A 22,492-nucleotide genomic window follows, 5' to 3' on the forward strand; every position below is an offset into this window, starting at 1 on the left:
CTTAGTTATATTAACTTATCTGTGGGATAGGCAACTCAAATCACATTGTTGATTAGCATATCAATAATTACTCGGTTGGCAGGTGGAAATTCTTCGGCTACCAGTGATTTTTGCAAAAGCCAACGTGAAGATTGGCCTTCTTTTCCATAAGGCTGGCAATCCCATTGCTCTACCAGAAAAAAATGTAATGTTATTCTACGATCTGGAAATTCATGTTCAACAACCTGCAACAATTGACTGTTAATAACATCTATCCCAATTTCTTCTTTAAGCTCACGCAACAATGCTTCTACCGGTGTTTCACCTACTTCTAATTTACCACCAGGAAATTCCCAAAAACCCCCCATATGTGAATTAGCTGCCCGCTGGGTAATAAAAATTTCTTGTTTCGTATTTCTAATAATACCAACAGCAATGTGTAATTGTTTTTTTTCCATAAAAATAATTTAATTACTTTTGAAGTTTACAGTAAAAGAGCGGATATATTCTCCGCTCTTATTTTTAATTGTTTTAGCAACTGAGCTCTAACCTAAGCTACCATGGCAATGCTTATATTTTTTACCTGAGCCACATGGACAAGGTTCATTACGACCAATCTTATGGCCTTGGGCCGCCATTTGAGCTTCTGTTTTTGACATCAATGCTTCATTTTCAATTTCATGGCTCAGGTGCTGCTTTTTCATAAGACGTTCTGCCTCTTCACGTCTCTGCTGATCAAGTATAGCTACTTCCTCTGGTAATCGAACTTCTACTTTGCTTAATGTGCTAATTACTTCATATTTCAGAGTTTCTAGCATATTGGCAAACATACCAAAAGACTCGCGCTTATATTCCTGTTTTGGATCTCTTTGTGCATAGCCTCGTAAATGAATACCTTGGCGCAAATAATCCATTGCAGCCAAATGCTCTTTCCATAATGTATCAAGAGTTTGTAACATGATGCCCTTCTCAAAATTACGCATCATCTCACTACCTACAATTGTCTCTTTTTCCTTATAAGCTGCAACCGTTTTTTCTAGAATACGTTCACGCAAAGTTTCTTCATGTAATTCGGGTTCTTTATCCAACCACTCTTGAACAGGTAATTCTAAACTAAAATCGTTGCTTAATCGCTTTTGTAAACCATCAATATCCCACATTTCTTCCAAAGATTGGGGAGGGATATAAGCACCAATAGTTACGGTTATAACATCTTCACGAATACTGTCAATCGTTTCACTAACATCACCACCATCTAATAAATCATTGCGCTGTGAATAGATAGCTCGACGCTGATCGTTAGCAACATCATCATATTCCAAAAGTTGTTTTCGAATATCAAAGTTACGGCTTTCAACCTTACGTTGTGCATTAGCAATTGCTTTCGTTACCCAAGGATGTTCAATCGCTTCACCAGGTTTCATACCCAATTTACGCATCATTCCTGCCACTCGATCAGAAGCAAAGATACGCATCAAAGAATCTTCCATTGAAAGATAAAAACGGGATGAACCGGGATCACCTTGGCGTCCAGAACGCCCACGTAATTGGTTATCAATACGACGGGATTCATGGCGTTCTGTACCAATGATATGTAAACCACCAGCAGCAATTACCGCTTCATGCCGCTCTTGCCATGCTGTCTTGATTTTATCAATTTGCTCCTGACTAGCGTCCTCTAGTTTATTGATTTCTGCTTGCCAGCTGCCTCCTAATACAATATCTGTACCTCGTCCCGCCATATTAGTTGCAATAGTCACTGAACCTGCCTGCCCTGCTTCAGCAATAATATCTGCTTCCATTGCATGGAACTTAGCATTTAAAACATTGTGCGCAATTTTAGCTTTAGTTAGTTCCTGAGAAATTAGCTCTGATTTTTCGATTGAAATAGTACCTACTAATGCCGGTTGGCCTCGGCTAGTACATTCACGAATATCATCAATAATCGCAGCAAATTTGTCCGCTTCAGTTATATAAACTAAATCAGGTAAATCATTACGGATCATCGGACGATTAGTTGGAATAACAATTGTGTCCAATTTATAGATAGATCTAAATTCGAAAGCTTCTGTATCAGCAGTACCGGTCATACCGGCGAGTTTTTCGTATAGCCGAAAATAATTTTGGAAGGTAATTGATGCCAACGTTTGATTCTCATTTTGAATTTCAACACCTTCTTTTGCCTCAACGGCTTGATGCAATCCATCTGACCAACGGCGTCCTTCCATTGTCCGTCCAGTATGCTCGTCAACAATAATAATCTGACCGTCTTTGACAATATAATCTACGTCCCGACTGAAAAGTGCATGAGCACGTAGGGCAGCCATGACATGGTGCATAAGCATAATATTAGCTGGAGAATATAATGACTCACCCTCTTCCATTAAATTCGCTTTTGATAATAATTGCTCAATTAATTCTAATCCACGTTCTGTCAATGTAACTTGACGTGATTTTTCATCAACAGAAAAATGACCTTCTCCTTGAAAAGTATCTGAATCTTCTTTTTCTTGCTGCTTAAGATTAGGGATTAGTTTATCCACTTTTTTGTATAGATCTGAACTATCTTCTGCCGGTCCTGAAATAATCAATGGGGTACGAGCTTCATCAATTAAAATAGAATCAACCTCATCGACTAATGCATAATGGAGTTTACGCTGCACCCGCTCTTCCGGACTAAAAGCCATGTTGTCACGCAGATAATCAAAACCATATTCATTATTAGTCCCATAGGTAATATCCGCGGCATAGGCTTCACGCTTCAATGTAGCAGGCATACCGGGTAAATTAACACCGACTGTCATACCAAGAAATTCAAACAATAGCCGATTATTTTCTGCATCACGCTTAGCTAAATAGTCGTTTACAGTAACAATATGGACACCCTTACCCGTTAAAGCATTTAAATATGCAGGTAATGTAGATGTTAATGTCTTTCCTTCACCAGTACGCATCTCTGCAATACAGCGCTCATTAAGTACCATACCACCTAGCAACTGAATATCAAAATGCCTCATATTAAATACCCGTTTACTGGCTTCGCGAACGGTGGCAAACGCCTCTGGGATTAAATCATCTAATGTTGCACCTGATTTAAGGCGCTGGCGAAATTCATCAGTCTTGGCTTTAAGTTCTTGGTCGGAAAATTTTTCAAATTCAGGCTCTAACTGATTAATAATATCAACAAATTTACCTAAACGACGTAAAGTACGATCATTACGACTACCAAAAATTTTTGTTAGTAACTTAGTTAACATAAATATTTTTTCTCAATTAAGGCGGTTTTCTTCTTATGATCCGCCTATATTATCTATTTTTAACCAATATAATTAATATATTCAGTTGAGCAATCGTTGTTATAAGAATCAACGAAAAATCTATGAAATTTGTGTTAAGGCCCAGCTCGAATACCCTGACCCCAAGCAACCCATAGCGCAGTTTGGTAGGTAATGTGGCAAGAAGATTGTGTTAATGAATAGCTGAAATTTCGCTCATTAGGATGAAAAACACTCAAATTAATCATAGAGTAAAGAGTGTCAAGCATATTATAAAGCGAAATTGGTTTGTTGTGCGCACTTAAGTTGGCGTCCAGCTGCTTTTGTGTTTCTTGGGCTGAAAAAACAAAAGTCAGCTGACGGATCATATTACGTAAAGCATGCTGATGCCAATAATTTGCGCCACAATTATAAAAAATACGATATTTACTGGCAGCTATTAGATGATCTAATGCTAAATTTTGCTGATAATGTGGTAATAACTGGCTAGTATGTGACACATTTTCAGTCACTTTTGCCAAAGTTGTAGGTATACCAATACTAGCCGTTACAATACCTAATAACAGGTGCGGCCAAAAATATCGTTTACCAAAATGTCGCCAAAGATCTAATATATTCATTGAATATCATATAATATAAGATTTGGAGTAAAAAATGCGCGATAATAGTTATCCCCAATCTTTAAATATTTTGTTAAAAGAGAGCAACCTTGAGTCCAATACCTTACAAACCATTCAACAGCGCGCACAGGCATTAATTAAACTCAATAATACTGTTATCAGCCTACTTCCTATCGAGTTAAAGGCTTGGTGTCGAGTCGCTAATTATCGTCAACACATTCTTATTCTAGAAGTTACAAATGCTAGCCGAAAAGTGCGACTAAACTATGAACTTCCTACGCTACTCTCAACATTACGTAACACTATTTTACCATCTTTATCTTCAATCAACATAATGATTAATCCATCATTATCATCTAAAACTTCAAAAAATTGCTTATCATTTCAGCAAATAGCTATAAAACCATCAAAACAGATAATAAGCCAGCTAAGCAAAGAAAGTGCAAAGACAATTCGTAACCTAGCAAAAAGAAGTCCAAAAAAACTAAAGGAAAAATTAGAGCGGCTAGCTGCATTGGCCGGAGAGAATACCAAAGCAACTAGCAATAAAGATTAGTGTTGAGTAAAAAGCATCAACGAAAGAGAGAGAATAATCACTGATGTAACATAGTTAGAATATCCTGCTTAAAATAATATATCTCAGATTATTATTGTCGAAGGTGTCTTAAATGCGACTGGCATTTCAGATTCATCTTCGAACGTCACCATATCCCAAGCAGATTCCGTCGCTAAAAGAGCCTGCAATAATTTGTTATTCAATGTATGGCCTGATTTATACGCGGTAAAAGCACCAATGATATTATGACCACACATAAATAAATCACCAATAGCATCTAGCGTTTTATGACGCACAAATTCATCTTCAAAACGCAAGCCATCTTCATTTAATACGCGATAATCATCAACAACAATCGCACAATCAAAGCTACCGCCCAAACATAACCCTTTAGATTGTAAATATTCAATATCACGCATGAAGCCAAACGTACGCGCACGGCTAATATCTCTAACAAAAGATTTTGCCGAAAAATCTAGTTTATAACGTTGAGTACTACTATTAATAGCAGGATGATTGAAATCGATAGTGAAATCTAAGCTAAATCCGTTATAAGGTGCTAGCTCAGCCCATTTATCACCATCTGTAACTCGGACACTTTCTTTAATACGAAGAAATTTCTTGGAGCTGTTTAACTCTTCAATGCCTGCATCTAACAATAAAAATACAAAAGGCGCAGCACTTCCATCCATTATTGGAATTTCTGGTGCATCTACCTCAACGATAATATTGTCAATTCCTAGCCCTGCCAATGCAGCATTCAGATGTTCTACCGTTGAAATACGTACATCATCTTCATTGACCAAGCAGGTACATAGCATGGTATCACGTACCGATTTTGCCTCAGCAGGGAAATCAACTGGTGGATTTAAATCTGTACGGCGGTAGATGACCCCGGCATTGGCCGGTGCTGGACGCAATACTAAAGTGACTTTCTTGCCAGTATGTAAACCGACGCCCGTCGCTTGAACAATACGTTTTAGTGTCCTTTGTTTGATCATCATTTTCTCTCACATCGTTAACAGTCTTGCTAATCCTCACCTCCAAGATTAGCAAGATATTTTAGCACAAAAAGCAGAGAAACCAATCAATTGTTAACTAATCAGCCTGTTTTCTTAAAAAAGCTGGAATATCAAGATAGTCCGGTTCTTTATCTGATTGCATATTTTGCTCATTCACCACTTTAGCTGCAGATTTTTCCTCTGTTAACGGCGTCATAGCCGGCATTGAGACTTGCATCTGCTGATAACGCTGCTCTAGCGACGATTTTTGGGCTGTTTTGTTAGTAACCAATGTGATTTCTGGCCGCTTATCCATACCAATTCCTGTAGCAACCACGGTCACCCGTAACTCATCATTCATTTCAGGATCCAGTGAAGTACCGATAACAACCGTTGCATTATCAGACGCAAATGCACGAATGGTATTACCCACTGTTTCAAATTCATCAAGCCGTAAATCAAAACCTGCGGTAATATTAACTAATACACCACGAGCGCCCGATAAATCGATATCTTCCAACAAGGGGCTGGAAATTGCCATTTCTGCCGCTTCTTCAGCTCGATCTTCACCTCGTGCTACGCCTGATCCCATCATAGCATAACCCATTTCAGACATGACGGTACGAACATCTGCAAAATCGACATTCATTAAACCTGGACGAGTAATAAGCTCAGCAATGCCTTGAACCGCGCCTTTCAACACATCATTGGCGGCACCGAATGCATCTAGCAAAGAAATACCGCGTCCAAGTACTTTTAATAATTTATCATTCGGAATGGTAATCAAGGAATCAACATGCTTAGACAGTTCTGAGATCCCTGTTTCAGCAAATGCCATGCGTTTTTTACCTTCAAAGTTGAAAGGTTTGGTCACAACCGCTACCGTCAGTATACCAAGCTCTTTAGCAACTTCGGCTACAACAGGGGCTGCGCCGGTGCCCGTACCACCACCCATACCAGCAGCAATAAAGACCATATCTGCCCCATCAAGCGCATTGCGCAAGGCTTCACGATCTTCTTCAGCGGCATTACGACCAACTTCAGGATTCGCTCCTGCTCCCAAGCCTTTGGTAATACCATTGCCGATCTGAATAGTTTGTCCTACTGCTGTTTTACGCAATGCCTGGGCATCTGTATTAACAGCAAAGAATTCAACACCTTCGATGCGTTCACGCACCATGTGTTCAACGGCATTGCCACCGCCACCGCCAACGCCGATGACTTTAATCACCGCGTCATTGGTTAATTCCATTGGTTCAAACATAATCTCTCTCCGTTTTGTGCCTTATATAGAAGCGAAGATTTGCTTCTTACAAAATTAAAATTCTTTTCTCAGCCAACTAGTGATTTTATGAAACCAACTACTCACTGATGTACGCTTATCCATTTCGGCTTCATTCCCAAGATGAGTCTGTTTGCCGTAATGCAGGAGCCCGACAGCTGTGGAGTAATAAGGCTCCTGTGCATAGTCCGTTAAACCAGTTATATTTAATGGCTTACCGATGCGTACCTGAGTATGGAATACTCTTTGGGCACATTTGACTAGACCATCAATTTGAGCACCGCCTCCTGTTAAGACAATACCCGCTGCCAGATGATGTTTAACACCTTGCTGACGTAATTGTTCTTGCAATTTTAAAATCTCGTCATTTACTAAGTTTAGCAACTCTGTGTAACGTGGCTCGATAACTTCAGCTAATGTTTGACGTTGTAAACTTCTTGGCGGCCGTCCACCTACACTTGGTACCTCAACATTTTCGTCTTTACTAACAATAGTACCTAATGCGCATCCATGGCGAACTTTTATTGTTTCCGCATCGCTAGGGGGGGTACCAAATGCATAAGCAATATCACTTGTCACGACATTACCAGCATAGGGTATAACCTTGGTATGGCGCAGCGCACCGCCAGTATAAACGGCTATGTCCATAGTTCCTCCGCCAATATCGACGACACATACCCCCAATTCACGCTCATCTTCCGTTAAAACGGAATAACTTGACGCTAAACCGGCAAAAATTAATTGATCTACTTTTAAACCACAACGTTCAACTGCTTTGACAATATTTTTGGCCATATCATTATGGCAAGTAATCAGATGTACCTTAGCTTGCATACGTACACCTGAAAGTCCTACTGGATTTTTAATTCCTTCTTGATAATCAATCGCATATTCTTGTGGCATAACGTGTAAAATTCTATGCTCATCACGGACCCGGACAGATTTAGCGGTATGAACTACGCTATCTACGTCATCTTGAGTAACTTCATCCTCAGAAATAGGCACCATACCTATTTCATTTTGGCAACTAACGTGCTTGCCAGAAAGCGCCAGATAAACCGATGACATTTGGCAATCCGCCATCAATTCTGCTTGATCAATAGCTCGCTGCACACATTTAACGACTGATTCCAAATCATTCACACCGCCTTTATCCATCCCTCGAGATGGACAATTGCCGACACCAATAATATTTACCATCCCATCAGACAGAATTTCACCAACCAGCGCAGAAACCTTGGAAGTTCCAATTTCAAGACCAACTACTAATTTTCTGTCCGTTGTTTTAATCATCGTTAATTTGCCTGTATCTGATCAATCAGCAGTCTCAAACTATTTCAATTCAGTGTGTAACAGGTTCGGCTAAAAGGGGTAACCAACCTACCGCAGCACCGCTACCATATCGCAAATCTATATATCCAATACGTTTATCTTTCACTTGTTTTAATAGTGGATAAAGCTCAACAAAACGGTTTAATCTTTCTTTAATATCCTGTTTACCGATATTTAATCGAATATCATTAGCTAAAACTAATTGCCACGCGCATCGTGCAGTCATTGATACTGACTTAATGCTAAAATTATGTGGCGCTAGTTGCTGTTGCATAACACGATACATCTCTAATACTTCTTGCTGGCTGCCTTGTGGACCATATAGCATTAGGAAATTACCTTTAACATTTAGTAACGCTGGTAAGCTAAAAACAGAGCCTTCTGCATTAATAAAAAAGGTATCATTCCATTTGGCATAAGGCTTATATTCCACTAAATGAATTTTTAGTTCATCCGGCCATTGTTTACGTACCGTAACTTGCCTTATCCATGGAATGGTTTTTATTTGATTCTGGATCGCATTCACATCAATAGTCATAAATGTACCCGGCATACCTAGTGCCAATATTGCTTTTCTAACATTATCATCACGGGTGTAATGGCGTTCTCCAGTGATCACCAGCTTGGAAATAGGCAATCGATTAACGTCTTTCATCCAATTTAATACCACCCACCCACTCCATATAATAGTACCCAATACTATCAAGAAGAAGATAATGCCTGCCAAATAAGAACCATTACTTCGGCCGCCATCGTTGCGGCGTACTTTAGGCTCTTTATTATGAACGTTCAGTGATGCCTGCGGCATATTACTTAGCCAATTCCAAAATCTTTTTAACTAACTGTGAAAAACTCATTCCTGCTTGTTTCGCAGCCATGGGTACTAAACTATGACCGGTCATTCCCGGTGAGGTATTAATTTCTAATAAATAAAAAATACCATTGTTATCCCTCATGACATCAACGCGTCCCCAACCAGTACAACCAACCGCCTTATAAGCAGCTAACGCTAATTCATTCAATTGTTGTTCTTCTTTAGTTTTCAACCCACTAGGACAGAAATATTGTGTTTCATTAGAGAGATATTTGGCATCATAATCATAAAAAACGCCTACCGGTTGAATACGAATCGAAGGCAGTACCTGCTCCCCTACAATTGCCACGGTATATTCAGGCCCATTTAGCCATTTCTCAATCAGCACATCTTTGTCATAACGAAAAGCAAACTCAAGCGCTATTCTTAATTCAGGCAAAGTGGTTACTTTACTCATACCAACGCTTGAACCTTCAAGACTTGGCTTCACAATAAGCGGTAACCCCAAATGATAAACAGACTCAAAAAGCATTTCATCTGACATCATTTCTAACTGTTGTTTCTCCAGTGCTATATAAGGTGCAATCGGTAAACCTATCCCCGCCCATAACTGTTTAGTACGTAGCTTGTCCATCGAAAGTGATGAAGCTAAAACACCACTACCGGTATAGGGTAAACCTAAAAATTCTAAAACCCCTTGCACCGTGCCATCTTCACCACCGCGTCCATGTAAAGCAATAAAAACTCTATTATAACCAGCTTCTTTTAATTTGATGACAGAAAAATCTTTAATATCAACTGGATAGGCATCTATTCCAGCATCACGTAAGCCATTTACTACCGCCTCACCAGATTGCAGTGACACCTCTCTTTCGGCTGAATTTCCGCCTAAAAGCACGGCAACTTTATCAGTCATGATCCTTTCCCTCATTTGTTAGCATTGGCCGTAAATCTGTGTCAGCCAAATTACGTGCTATCTTGCCGATATTGCCAGCTCCCTGTATAAGTATCAGGTCGTTATCTTTGATAATTTGTGCTAATGTTTCGCTAATTTGCTCATGTTCAGCGACAAAAATAGGATCCAATTTGCCTCGATTGCGAATTGTCCGACATAATGAGCGACTATCTGCACCAGGAATAGGCTCCTCTCCTGCCGGATAGACATCTAGCATTATTAATACATCAACCTGCTCTAAAATATTGGCAAAATCATCATATAAATCACGCGTGCGAGTATATCTATGGGGTTGAAAAACCATCACGATACGTTTATCTGGCCATCCTTCTTTTGCTGCTTTAATAGTAGCATTAACTTCTGTTGGATGGTGACCATAATCATCCACCAACATAACGCTACCTTTTTTGCCATTAACATCAGCTAAAGGGAAATTACCTAAGAAATCAAAACGTCGCCCCGTGCCTTGAAATTTTTCTAGCGCAGTCAAGATAGCACTATCATCAATTCCTTCTTCCGTCGCTACCGCAATAGCCGCAGTTGCATTTAATGCATTATGACGCCCTGGTGCATTCAAGATAAACGCTAAATCAGTTCGGTTTTCTCGGGCTACAGTAAAGAAACCTTGATTGCCACGTTGCTCATAGGATTTAATGCGCACATCTGCATCATCACTAAAACCATAAGTGGTAATATAACGACCTATTTGCGGTAGCAGCGAACGCACCACAGGATCATCGATACATAATACTGCTCGACCATAAAATGGCAGATTATGTAAGAAACTAATGAAAGTCTGTTTTAATTTCTCAAAATCACCATCGTAAGTCTCCATGTGATCTGCTTCAATATTTGTTATAACAGCAACTAGTGGTTGTAAATGTAAGAAAGAAGCGTCACTCTCATCAGCTTCTGCAATTAAATAGCGGCTAGTCCCTAAACGTGCATGGACTCCTGCTGCTTTCACTAATCCGCCATTGATAAAAGTTGGATCTAACCCTGCTTGTGCATAGATGTTGGCAATCATTGCGGTAGTCGTTGTTTTGCCATGGGTTCCTGCGATAGCAATTCCATGACGAAAACGCATTAATTCAGCCAACATTTCAGCGCGTCGAATGACCGGAATACGAGCTTCGCGTGCTGCAATAATTTCTGGATTATCGGCAGCGATTGCCGTAGATACGACAACAACGCAAGCATTTGCCACATTCTCTGGTCGGTGATTAAAATAAATTTTTGCGCCAAGCTCTATTAATTGCTCAGTAACCGTATTAGGTAACAAATCAGAACCACTAATTTCATAACCTTCGTTAGCCAATACTTCAGCAATACCGCCCATGCCAGCACCGCCAATGCCAACAAAATGGATATGCCTAACCCGATGCATTTCAGGCACTGTTGCTCTTAATTTGGCTAATTGTTGTGTATTCACTTTACTCTCTTCACTATTTCTATCGCTGATTTCAACATTCTGCAATGTAAAATAGGTTTCATTTAGCAACTTCAATTAAGGTTGCCGCCACACGTTTAGTTGCGTCAGTAATCGATGTCGCTCGTGCTTTTTTTGCCATGTTCAATAACTGCGGACGCGACCATTGATTTAATAGATTCACCAACGCATCCGTTGAAAATTGCGGCTGCTCAACAATTTTCGCTGCTCCAGCCTTCTCTAACGGTAACGCATTCCAGTACTGTTGCCGATCTTTATGCTGAAAAGGAACAAAAATTGCTGGTAAGCCGGCAGCTGCAACTTCACTTACCGTTAAAGCACCCGCTCGACAAATGATGATATCAGCCCAAGCATAAGCCTCAGCCATATCATCAATAAATTCAGTTACTTTATAATTATCTGATTTACCACATAGCTTTTTATATAAAGTTTCCGTCATTTGCTGAGCACCTTTGCCCGCTTGATGCCAAATAGTCACTTTTCCATCTAGTTGAGATGCAACTTCGGGTAATGTTTGGTTTAAAATTCTTGCCCCTTGACTACCCCCTATCACTAAAATTCGAATAGCGCCATCACGATCAATTAAACGTTCTTCAGGGTCAGGTAAGGCTAATACCGCCTCACGAACTGGGTTTCCGACTACCGTAGCATTAGGGAATGCACTTGGAAATGCTTGTAAGACACGCTTAGCAATTTTAGCTAACCACCGATTGGTTAAACCTGCTACCCCATTTTGCTCATGCAGTACAATTGGAATATTAGATAGCCAGGCAGCAATACCGCCTGGGCCAGAAACATATCCTCCCATGCCTAATACGACATCAGGTTGATAACGCTGCATAATCATTTTTGCCTGCTTTATTGCTTTAATAATTTTAAACAGAGCTACCAGCAATGCTTTGATACCTTTACCACGTAAACCAGAAATGTTTATAAATTCAATCTCAATGCCATGCTTAGGAACTAAATCTGCCTCCATCCGGTCAGCAGTTCCTAACCAACGAACATCCCAACCTTGTAGCTTTAAATAATTAGCCACTGCCAGTCCGGGAAAAACATGTCCTCCAGTACCGCCTGCCATCACCAGGAGGCGTTTTGGTTGGCTCATTTCGTTCTCCTTATAAATGCTTGTGCTCTCTTAAGGCGTGTTTCAAAATCGATACGTAACAAGATAGCAATGGCAATAAACATAATTAATAAGCTAGAGCCACCATAGCTAATTAACGGTAGTGTTAATCCTTTAGTTGGTAACATTCCGGCTGCAGCGCCAACATTAACCAACGCTTGGAAAGTGAACCAGATACCGATTGAACAGGCTAGATAACCAGAGAAATGTTGCTTTGCATCTAACGCCCGTTTGCCAATCATCATGCTGCGAAAAGCAACGAAAAATAACATTAAAAGCACTAACACAACACCGATATAACCTAGTTCTTCCGCTAAAACTGAGAAAATAAAATCAGTATGTGCTTCAGGCAAATATTCTAATTTTTGGATAGAATTACCTAAACCTTGGCCCCATAATTCACCACGCCCAAACGCCATCAAAGATTGTGTTAATTGATAGCCACTGCCAAAAGGATCCGCCCATGGATTGAGAAAAGAGGTTATTCGACGTAAACGATAAGGTTCAAAATAGATCAAGCCAATAACACCTACCGCACAAATAACAATACCTATAATAAACGGTGCTAATCTAGCACCGGCAAGGAATAGCAGTGCTAAAGTTGTCACAACCAGCACAATTACTGTACCTAAATCAGGTTGCAATAGCAGTAAAATAGCCATTAATATTAAAATGCACATCGGTTTGATAAAGCCCAAAAACCGCGTTCGCACCTCATCAGTTTTTCTGACTAAATAACTGGATACATAGCAAAACAAGGCTAATTTTGCGATCTCAGCCGGCTGTATACGCACAATACCGGTATTAATCCAACGAGAAGCTCCATTAACTGAGCTTCCGGCAACCAATACAACTAATAACAGTATTAGGGAGGTTATCAATAATAAAAAATTATATTTTTCCCACCACACCATTGGAATATTTAAGACTAATAAAGCTAAACCAAATGATAAAATAAGATAGATAACATCGCGTTTAGCAAAGAAAAAAGGATCTTGCGTTAAACGCTGCCCAACTGGCATCGATGCTGATGTCACCATAATAAAACCAATTATAGCCAGACCTAATGTAAGCCAAACCAAGGTACGATCATAAAGGATCGTATCCAGTATATCGTTATCCGGCTCACCGTTAGTCCAATTTGTTAGTCGTTTGAAGTTAAATATCATTCTTGACCTAACTCCTTCGCTAATTGGCTAAACCTATCACCCCGTAGTTCAAAGTTACGAAATTGGTCGAAGCTAGCACAAGCAGGTGAGAGAAGTACTATATCACCGGCTTTCAATTCTGGTGCGATGGCGCGCAGACATTGCTCCATTGTATCTAGTAACAAGCTATTAGGTTTTAATTGTGCCAATTGATAACCATCACGGCCAAAACAACACAATTTAATGTTTTTTGCTGAGATATAGGGTTTTAAAGGTGAAAAATCTGCTGACTTTCCTTCCCCACCCAATAATAAATAAAGCGTTCCAGCTACTTGTAAACCTTTTAAAGCTGCTTCTGTGCTGCCAACATTCGTTGCTTTAGAATCATTAACCCATTGAATACCTTGATGCTGATGAACTAATTGGCAACGATGAGGCAAGCCTGCATATTGAGTTAATGCCGTTAAACTTGCTTTCCTTGGAATATTCACCGCATCCGCTAAAGCCAGGGCAGCCGCGCCATTAAGATAGTTATGCTGCCCAACTAACCTTATTTCAGCGGTATTAATAATCGGCTGCCCTTTTATTTGTAGTTCTTGGCAACGTGTATTTAATTGGTAATCCCCGCTATTAATGCCAAAACTGATACAACGTGCATCACGGCCTAATAATGGCCAAGTTTGTGGTTCTTGTTCATTAATAATACAAACTTTAGCGCCAGCATAAATTCGTAACTTAGCCGCACGGTACTGTTCAACGCCTGTCGGATACCGATCCATATGATCTTCTGTCACATTTAATACGGTTGCTACCGTAGCCTTTAAACTTGATGTTGTTTCAAGCTGAAAACTAGAAAGCTCTAATACATACAAATCATAATCTTTTGCTAATAATGTCAACACCGGCGTTCCAATATTGCCACCAACTGCCACTTTCCAATTAGCTGCTTTTGCCATTTCGCCAACTAATGCTGTAACCGTACTCTTACCATTAGAACCGGTGATAGCAACTATCGGTTTATCTATTTCACGACAAAAAAGTTCAATATCACCAATAATTTCAATACCTTTATCTGCGGCTTTTTTTAATTCTGGGGTAGCAAGCGAAATACCGGGGCTTGCAACGATCAAATCAGCTGCCATCAACCATTCACTATTCCAACTACCACAGTGGCAGGCGACTTCCGCCGGCAATTTATCCTTACCTGGCGGTGTTATTCGGGTATCAATTACGCGTGGCACAACCTGACGAGAGAGAAAAAAGTCGATACAAAATAGACCTGTCTGACCTAACCCGATGATGACCACTTTTTTACCCTGATAATTAGCCATTATTAACGTACCTTTAATGTTACCAATCCAATCAGTACCAGCATTAATGAGATGATCCAAAAACGCACAATGACTCGAGGTTCAGGCCATCCTTTTAATTCGTAATGATGGTGGATCGGCGCCATCCGGAAAATGCGTTGACCACGCAGTTTAAATGATCCAACTTGTAAAATTACCGATAAGGTTTCAACGACAAACATTCCGCCCATAATCAATAATAAAAATTCTTGCCGTAATAAAACCGCAATAGTTCCCAATGCACCACCTAATGCCAATGAGCCAACATCGCCCATGAAAACTTGCGCAGGATAGGTGTTAAACCATAAAAATCCCAAACCGGCACCAACAATTGCCGTACAAACCACGACTAATTCACCTGCGTGGCTGATATAAGGAATTTTTAAATAGTTGGCAAAATTGAAATTACCCGTTGCCCAAGCCACTAATGCAAAACCTGCCGAAATAAAAACGGTTGGCATAATCGCTAAACCGTCTAATCCATCAGTTAAATTAACCGCATTACTTGTGCCAACAATGACAAAATAAGTCAGTAAAATATAAAACAGACCAAGTTGTGGTATGACATCTTTAAAAAATGGTACAACCAATTGAGTGACTGCCGTATCTTTACCTGTGCTATATAGAGCAAATGCTACTCCCAAAGCCAATACGGATTGCCAGAAATATTTCCAACGAGCAATCAACCCTCTAGAGTTTTTACGTACCACTTTACGATAATCATCAATAAAGCCAATAACACCATATCCCAATAAAACGGCTAATACGCACCAAACATATGGATTATTTAACCGCGCCCATAGCATGACTGAAATCACAATAGAGGATAAAATCAACACACCGCCCATGGTAGGTGTGCCACGTTTGCTAAAATGCGATTCGGGACCTTCATCACGCACAATCTGACCTATTTGTAATTTTTGCAAATAGGAAATCAAATGGGGTCCCATCCATAGCGCAATCACTAAAGCCGTTAACAAACTGGTAATAGCCCGAAATGTCAAATAGGAGAAAAGATTAAAGCCAGAAAAATATTTAACTAAATATTCGGCTAACCAGACTAACATAAAAAGCACTCCTGTAAGGCGTGTACAACTTCTTCCATTTCTATACTGCGCGAACCTTTAACTAAAACTGATACGGTTTCGTGTTCTTTTATTAATGGGATCAGTTTTGCAATTAACTCTTTTTTAGAAGCAAAATGCTCACCGCAACCACTCTGTTGACTAATAACGACACTTTGTTGACCAATACTTAACACTCGGTCAAGCTTCATTTGCTGAGTCACCAAGCCGACTTCTTGATGCCATTTTTCGGTCTGATCGCCTAATTCACCCATATCACCGACAACCCAAATACGGTATCCAGGCATTTGAGATAAAACATCAGCAGCAGCAATCATAGAACCGGTATTGGCATTGTATGTGTCATCTAAAATAAGTTTACCGGGCGCTAAATGAATTGGATATAAACGACCTGATACCGGCTGAACAGCTGCCAATCCAAACCTTATTTGCTCAAGCGTCGCACCAACAGACATAGCTAAAGCACTAGCCGCTAATGCATTGGCAACATTATGTTTACCGGCTAAGGGTAATAATATTGAGACAATACCGATTGGTGTATGCAACTCAAATTCGCTACCTATTGATTTTGTAGTAACATTTTCCGCATAAAAATCAGCCTGTTGCTGTTTCTCTATAGAAAAACGCCAAATGGTTTCTTGTTGTTTAAAATAAGATTGCCAATTTTTCCAATCATGGCTAGCCAAATTAATAACCGCCATTCCTGTTTCCGCTAATCCCTGAAAAATCTCGCCCTTTGCCTTAGCAACACCCGCTAGTGAACCAAAACCTTCAAGATGAGCAGCAAATAAATTATTAACTAATACACTATCCGGTCTAACCATATTAGTGGTATAGGCAATTTCACCGATATGATTGGCTCCCATTTCAATCACTGCATACTGGTGCTCTGCCGTCAATCGAAATAACGTTAACGGCACACCAATATCATTATTGAAATTACCTGCAGTAAAAAGTGTTGTGCCACATTGTGATAGAATGGCGGCCACCATCTCTTTAACCGAAGTTTTGCCAGAAGAGCCCGTTAGCCCTATAACCTTAGCTTTGCTTTGTGATCGAACCCAAGCGGCTAACTTTCCCATGGCTAAACGCGTATCTTTAACAATAACTTGTGGACAGTGAATAGTTAACGGCTGCTCAACTAATAATGCCGTAGCACCAGCTGCAGTAGCCTCTTTAGCAAAATGGTGACCATCAAAATACTCACCCTTTAAAGCAATAAACAAACCATTAATGGGTCGCTGGCGGCTATTGGTTGTTACCGCATTCAGCCATAAACTCGCTGCCTGCTGATCATTTGTTTGCTGTAAAACACCTTGTGTTACAGTAGCCAATTGCTTCAATGAAATAGGGATCATGCCATCACCCCCAATAACAGGGCTACAGTCAAACGATCGGAATAATCGAGCCGACGATCACCAATAATTTGATAATCTTCATGACCTTTACCGGCAATTAATATGACATCATCAGTATTTGCCTGCATAATCGCACTAGTGACCGCTTCCACTCGCCCAACAATCGGCATTGCCCGACCAGCATCAAGAAAACCGCTTAAAATATCATCAATTATGGCTTTTGGCTCTTCACTACGTGGATTATCATCGGTTACTACCACAATATCAGCATACTGTTCAGCCACACTCCCCATTAATGCACGTTTACCCTTGTCTCTATCACCACCACAACCAAATACACACCAAAGTTTGCCACGACAATGGAGACGGAGCGCAATTAATGCTTTTTCGAGTGCATCAGGAGTATGAGCATAATCGACAACAACCGTTGGCCGTCCTGGTGAGGTGAAGACTTCCATTCGTCCACAAACCGATTGTATGGCATGTGATGATTTTATCACCGTATCAAATGGGTAACCGATCATTAAAAGTGTCGCCATGGCTAGCATGACATTATTAACATTAAAAGCCCCCATTAATGGGCTTTCTAGCGAACTTTTTCCCCAAGTCGAATTAAAATGAATGGTCGCCCCACGATCATGATAATCAACTTGCTCCACTAGCACCCAAGCACCCTGCCAATCGGTAGGTATGCGATCCTCCATCGAAACTGCACATGCCTGTGGTAATCTTGCAAGCCACTGCAAACCGGTATCATCATCTACATTGATAATCTGTTTATCAGATTTATGGGTTGAAAATAATAACCATTTTGCCGCTGCATAATTTTGCATATCACCATGATAATCAAGGTGATCACGACTTAAATTAGTAAACACAGCAGCGGTAAAAGGAATAGCAGCAACCCGACCTTGCACTAAACCATGGGAGGAAACTTCCATCGCCACTAACGTTGCCTGCTTGTCAACCAACAACTGCAATTCAGCCTGAACATCAACCGCCGAGCCGGTGGTATTTTCACTAGGTACAATTTGTCCTAATATTCCGTTACCCACCGTACCCATTATGGCACTGACTTCGCCCAGCCCTTTCGCCCACTGAGCAATTAGCTGAGTAGTGGTTGTTTTACCATTTGTTCCTGTTACACCGATTAATCGCAATTTTGCAGCTGGATGTTGATAAAATTCTCCCGCTAACAGTGATAATTGATTATTCAGATCGTTAATATAGATGACAGGAACGCCATGCATATATCGAATCGTTCCAGCTTCTGTCTCGCCTTGTGCTTCAGCAATAATTGCGGCGATACCTTGCGCTATCGCTTGAGAAATATATTGTCGTCCATCTGTTTGATGGCCCTTAATTGCTAAAAATAGGTCTCCTGCCGCTACCTTACGGCTATCAACCGTCATTTTTCGTAACACCTTATCTGGCACGTTAACACCCAGTGGTGCAAGTAAATCGCGTAGATTACGATCTGCCACCTGTATCCTCTTTTATCTTGTTAATTACTAATTCATTATCATCTGAGGTCAATGAATCAGGCTCTATATTCATTAAACGTAAAACGCCGCCCATAATGGCTCCAAATACGGGTGCAGAAACAGCACCACCGTAATATTTCCCCGCAGTAGGCTCATTGATAATCACAACTAGGGCATAACGAGGGTTACTTGCCGGTGCTACGCCAGCCGTATAAGCAATATATTGATTAATATAATGGCCATCATTACCAACTTTTTTTGCTGTACCTGTCTTAATCGCTATTCGATAACCCTTCACTGCGGCTCTAACACCACCGCCACCAGGCAATGCAACACTTTCCATCATGCGAACCACCGTCCGCATAATCGCCTCAGGGAAAATACGAGCTCCGGATACCGGCGGATCAACTTTTGTAATTGATAGCGGACGATAAATACCAAAACTACCAATTGTTGCATAAACTCTCGCTAACTGTAATGGCGTTACCATTAGCCCATAACCAAAAGAAAAGGTGGCCCTTTCAAATTCAGACCACCGCATTTTTTTATTAGGAAAGACACCACTACTTTCTCCAATTAATCCTAAATTTGTTGGTTTACCCAAACCGAAACGAGCATAAACGTCTACCAGTTCATCGGCAGGCATTGCTAACGCTAACTTTGAAACACCAACATTACTTGATTTTTGTAAAATACCTGTAATCGATAACTCACTATACCTTGCTACATCTTTAATTTCATGACCACTAATTATATAGGGTTGAGTATTTAACACACTATTGGCTTTGACAATTCCATTATTCAATGCACTGACAATCACCATCGGTTTAACTGTTGATCCAGGTTCAAATACATCGGTGATCGCACGGTTACGCATCACTCGAGTTGGAGTACCAGCAAGATTATTCGGGTTATAGGATGGGCTGTTAGCCATCGCCAATACTTCACCCGTATGAACATCGACTAAAATAGCGGTACCCGACTCGGCTTTATTCTCCATTACATTGCGTGTTAATTCACGATAAACCAATGACTGTATGCGTTCGTCAATACTTAATACCAAGTCGTGGGCAACCTGACTATCAATGGAAGAAACATCTTCGATAACTCGCCCATAACGATCTTTACGCACTATCCTTTCGCCTGGAGCCCCAGTTAATAGATAGTTAAAACTTTTTTCAATTCCTTCAATTCCCTGTCCATCAATATCTGTTACCCCAATTAAATGAGCGGCTACTGGACCAGATGGATAATAGCGACGCGACTCTTTACGCAAATAAATACCCGCTATTTTTAATTTGCTAATATATTCACCAACAGATGGATTCACTTGGCGCTCTAAATAGGCAAACCGACTGTTAGGGTTAAGACTAATTTTATGGTTCACTTGCTCGAGCGGGATCCTTAGCTCATCCGCTAATGCTTGCCAACGTTCATCATTGGTTAATCCACCATTTTCGTAAATTATTTTCGGATCAGCCCAAATAGCATACACCGGAACACTTACTGCTAGCTGACGCCCCTCACGATCACTTATCATGCCCCGTGCAGCCGTCACTTTCTGAACGCGAAGCGAACGCATATCACCTTCTCTAACAAGCTCTTCAGGGTTAATAACTTGTAGATAAGTAACACGAATAATGAGACCAATTAATGCCAATCCTATGCCCGCACACAATAGCAAGAAACGCCAGCTAACATAGCTAACTTTTTCTTCGTACCGTCTTCTATACTTCACAGAGCGCGCAGGCTTCATGTTGTTTACCTATTGACTAAAACTATTTTGCAATCACAATATGTTCTTGTGTCGGATCTACATAGATCATTTGTAGCTTTTCAACCGAAAGACGTTCAACTCGACTATGATTTCCCAATGAGTTCTCTTCCAAAATCAAATTGCGCCATTCTATATCTAAAGATTCTTTTTCTTCTGTCATCAAATCCTTTTGTGCCGTTAATAACCGTGTTTGATGACTGACTGTGACAATTGAAATCGCTGATATGATAATCACTATCAATAGAATCAACGGGACAGCTCCGTGCCGAAAAATATCGTAACCAATGATCCTAATTAAGCTATATTTTTCCGCAGTCATTATCATTCCAACATTTCAGCAAAACGTACAACTGAGCTTCTTGCTCGTGGATTTTCGATAACTTCTCTTGCTGTCGGTTTCATTTTGCCTAACACTTTCAATATCGGGCTACCAATTGCTTTTAATTGCACATCGGTTAATGGTAATCCGACAGGGACTTTTGGTCCTCTGCTATGCTCTCGGATAAAACGCTTAACCAATCTATCTTCCAATGAATGAAAACTAATAATGGACAACCGTCCCTGCGGTGCCAATACCTTCAATGAACCCTCTAATGCTTTTGCTATTTCTTCCAATTCACTATTGATATAAATACGAATTGCCTGGAACGATCGCGTTGCTGGATGCTTATGTTTCTCTTTAAACGGACTAACTTGTGCTATCAGTTCTGCAAGTTGTTTTGTCCGTGTTAATGGCTCTTCTGCTGAATGATGGTTACGAGCCACAATCGCTTTTGCAATTCTTTTTGCAAATCGTTCTTCACCATAAGTTTTCAATACCCAGGCTATATCCGATTCTTCCGCTTTCATCAGCCATTCAGCGGCAGATTGACCTGTCGTCGGATCCATCCGCATATCTAATGGTCCATCACGCATAAAAGAAAAGCCTCGCTCTGGAGCATCTAATTGCGGTGATGAAACACCTAAATCAAGCAGTACGCCATCAATCTTGCCAACTAATTCCTCTTCTGCAATAAATGTCTGTAACTGAGAAAAAGAACCATGTTTAATTGAAAATCTGTCATCAGTGATCATTTTTTCAGCGGCTGCCACTGCATGCGGATCTCTATCTATCGCTATCAGACGCCCTTCATTGCCTAACAGAGAGAGAATTAATTGCGAGTGCCCTCCCCTGCCAAAAGTACCGTCAACATAAATGCCATTTGCTTTTATATTCAATCCATTGACTGCTTCATCAAGAAGCACACTGATATGTTTAAACCGACTGTCTGCCATATTAAAGAGATAGATCCTGTAACCGCGTTGATAATGGTTCATTTGTGCTGTGTTGAGCCTCAATATCTGTTTGTACTTGCTGATACCAAGTCTGCTCATCCCATAATTCAAATTTATTAATTTGACCAACCAGCATAACTGCCTTTTTGAGCCCGGCATGTTGCCGCAAAGTATTGGCGAGCAAAAGACGACCTGCACCATCCATCTGACATTCACTGGCATGCCCAAGTAATAAACGCTGAACACGACGTTCAGCCGGATTCATAGTAGAAAGTTGTGATAGTTTTTTTTCAATAATTTCCCATTCAGGTAATGTATAAAGTAATAGGCATGGCTGATGAAGGTCGATAGTAAAAACCATCTGCCCTTCAGACTCCTCGTTCAGCATACCGCGATAACGCGTAGGCACGGTTAATCGCCCTTTGCTGTCGAGATTGACGAGTGTTGCGCCACGAAACATATCTCTTCAACCCTTATATTACAAAAATCACCACATTACACCACAATTTCCCACTTACTATAGAGTTTACGAAGGGTATGAAAATCTTGTCAAGCAACAGCACAGTGCTTTAGTTTTATTTACAGAATAATGTTGGAAGATGATTGGGTGGGTTTTCTGACGAGTA

General features: G+C 40.4%; 20 protein-coding genes. 1 reads left to right on the top strand and 19 read right to left on the bottom strand.

What is annotated here, in order from left to right:
• Positions 1-35 precede the first annotated feature (35 nt).
• From mutT to secM, 3 genes are all read right to left on the bottom strand, one after another.
• Positions 36-437 (bottom strand): 8-oxo-dGTP diphosphatase MutT, encoded by a 402-nt coding sequence (gene mutT, locus AYJ55_RS16720; protein WP_063657325.1) that lies wholly within the window; start codon positions 435-437, stop codon positions 36-38.
• A gap of 87 nt (positions 438-524) precedes the next feature.
• A complete protein-coding gene (gene secA / locus AYJ55_RS16725) occupies positions 525-3,236 on the bottom strand; it encodes a preprotein translocase subunit SecA (RefSeq protein ID WP_063657326.1) in 2,712 nt (903 codons plus the stop codon).
• 134 nt (positions 3,237-3,370) lie between these two features.
• On the bottom strand, positions 3,371-3,874 hold the full coding sequence (secM, locus tag AYJ55_RS16730) for a secA translation cis-regulator SecM (RefSeq protein WP_063657327.1): 504 nt from the start codon (positions 3,872-3,874) through the stop codon (positions 3,371-3,373).
• Between the two features lie 34 nt (positions 3,875-3,908).
• Here secM and AYJ55_RS16735 point away from each other — a divergent pair, with 34 nt between their 5' ends.
• The gene (locus AYJ55_RS16735; protein ID WP_063657328.1) at positions 3,909-4,430 is read left to right on the top strand and encodes a DUF721 domain-containing protein; all 522 of its coding nucleotides are present in this window, start codon (positions 3,909-3,911) and stop codon (positions 4,428-4,430) included.
• 83 nt (positions 4,431-4,513) lie between these two features.
• On the opposite strand, the gene lpxC is transcribed toward AYJ55_RS16735, so the two are convergent.
• The 16 genes from lpxC to mraZ form a co-directional block, all read right to left on the bottom strand.
• Positions 4,514-5,431 (bottom strand): UDP-3-O-acyl-N-acetylglucosamine deacetylase, encoded by a 918-nt coding sequence (gene lpxC / locus AYJ55_RS16740; protein ID WP_063657436.1) that lies wholly within the window; start codon positions 5,429-5,431, stop codon positions 4,514-4,516.
• Between the two features lie 97 nt (positions 5,432-5,528).
• Complete coding sequence (ftsZ, locus tag AYJ55_RS16745; protein ID WP_063657329.1) at positions 5,529-6,695, bottom strand: cell division protein FtsZ; 1,167 nt, start codon at positions 6,693-6,695, stop codon at positions 5,529-5,531.
• Between the two features lie 54 nt (positions 6,696-6,749).
• Positions 6,750-8,006 carry a cell division protein FtsA gene (gene ftsA, locus AYJ55_RS16750; protein WP_063657330.1) on the bottom strand — a complete coding sequence of 419 codons (1,257 nt, stop codon included), beginning with the start codon at positions 8,004-8,006 and terminating at the stop codon, positions 6,750-6,752.
• Between the two features lie 49 nt (positions 8,007-8,055).
• Positions 8,056-8,853: a cell division protein FtsQ gene (gene ftsQ / locus AYJ55_RS16755; RefSeq protein ID WP_063657331.1), complete on the bottom strand. Its 798-nt coding sequence runs from the start codon at positions 8,851-8,853 to the stop codon at positions 8,056-8,058.
• A gap of 1 nt (position 8,854) precedes the next feature.
• On the bottom strand, positions 8,855-9,775 hold the full coding sequence (locus tag AYJ55_RS16760; protein ID WP_063657332.1) for a D-alanine--D-alanine ligase: 921 nt from the start codon (positions 9,773-9,775) through the stop codon (positions 8,855-8,857).
• Positions 9,768-11,201: a UDP-N-acetylmuramate--L-alanine ligase gene (gene murC, locus AYJ55_RS16765; RefSeq protein ID WP_425393818.1), complete on the bottom strand. Its 1,434-nt coding sequence runs from the start codon at positions 11,199-11,201 to the stop codon at positions 9,768-9,770. The genes AYJ55_RS16760 and murC overlap by 8 nt, the downstream gene beginning before the upstream one ends.
• A gap of 103 nt (positions 11,202-11,304) precedes the next feature.
• A complete protein-coding gene (murG, locus tag AYJ55_RS16770; RefSeq protein WP_063657333.1) occupies positions 11,305-12,372 on the bottom strand; it encodes an undecaprenyldiphospho-muramoylpentapeptide beta-N-acetylglucosaminyltransferase in 1,068 nt (355 codons plus the stop codon).
• Positions 12,369-13,559: a cell division protein FtsW gene (gene ftsW / locus AYJ55_RS16775; protein WP_063657334.1), complete on the bottom strand. Its 1,191-nt coding sequence runs from the start codon at positions 13,557-13,559 to the stop codon at positions 12,369-12,371. The genes murG and ftsW overlap by 4 nt, the downstream gene beginning before the upstream one ends.
• Positions 13,556-14,869 (bottom strand): UDP-N-acetylmuramoyl-L-alanine--D-glutamate ligase, encoded by a 1,314-nt coding sequence (gene murD, locus AYJ55_RS16780; RefSeq protein ID WP_063657335.1) that lies wholly within the window; start codon positions 14,867-14,869, stop codon positions 13,556-13,558. The genes ftsW and murD overlap by 4 nt, the downstream gene beginning before the upstream one ends.
• Positions 14,870-14,871: 2 nt before the next feature.
• Positions 14,872-15,954 (bottom strand): phospho-N-acetylmuramoyl-pentapeptide-transferase, encoded by a 1,083-nt coding sequence (gene mraY / locus AYJ55_RS16785; protein ID WP_063657336.1) that lies wholly within the window; start codon positions 15,952-15,954, stop codon positions 14,872-14,874.
• On the bottom strand, positions 15,948-17,330 hold the full coding sequence (murF, locus tag AYJ55_RS16790) for a UDP-N-acetylmuramoyl-tripeptide--D-alanyl-D-alanine ligase (RefSeq protein ID WP_063657337.1): 1,383 nt from the start codon (positions 17,328-17,330) through the stop codon (positions 15,948-15,950). Before murF ends, mraY begins: the two co-directional genes overlap by 7 nt.
• Entirely contained in the window at positions 17,327-18,814 is a 1,488-nt protein-coding gene (murE, locus tag AYJ55_RS16795) for a UDP-N-acetylmuramoyl-L-alanyl-D-glutamate--2,6-diaminopimelate ligase (RefSeq protein ID WP_063657338.1), read from the bottom strand. The genes murF and murE overlap by 4 nt, the downstream gene beginning before the upstream one ends.
• Positions 18,801-20,570 carry a peptidoglycan glycosyltransferase FtsI gene (gene ftsI / locus AYJ55_RS16800; protein ID WP_063657339.1) on the bottom strand — a complete coding sequence of 590 codons (1,770 nt, stop codon included), beginning with the start codon at positions 20,568-20,570 and terminating at the stop codon, positions 18,801-18,803. Before ftsI ends, murE begins: the two co-directional genes overlap by 14 nt.
• 22 nt (positions 20,571-20,592) lie before the next feature.
• Positions 20,593-20,910: a cell division protein FtsL gene (ftsL, locus tag AYJ55_RS16805; RefSeq protein ID WP_074168118.1), complete on the bottom strand. Its 318-nt coding sequence runs from the start codon at positions 20,908-20,910 to the stop codon at positions 20,593-20,595.
• 2 nt (positions 20,911-20,912) lie between these two features.
• On the bottom strand, positions 20,913-21,866 hold the full coding sequence (gene rsmH / locus AYJ55_RS16810; protein WP_063657341.1) for a 16S rRNA (cytosine(1402)-N(4))-methyltransferase RsmH: 954 nt from the start codon (positions 21,864-21,866) through the stop codon (positions 20,913-20,915).
• A gap of 1 nt (position 21,867) precedes the next feature.
• Positions 21,868-22,326: a division/cell wall cluster transcriptional repressor MraZ gene (mraZ, locus tag AYJ55_RS16815; RefSeq protein WP_063657342.1), complete on the bottom strand. Its 459-nt coding sequence runs from the start codon at positions 22,324-22,326 to the stop codon at positions 21,868-21,870.
• Between the last annotated feature and the right edge of the window lie 166 nt (positions 22,327-22,492).

Origin of the sequence: Candidatus Arsenophonus triatominarum, from assembly GCF_001640365.1 — a bacterium.
GTDB classification, from domain to species: domain Bacteria; phylum Pseudomonadota; class Gammaproteobacteria; order Enterobacterales; family Enterobacteriaceae; genus Arsenophonus; species Arsenophonus triatominarum.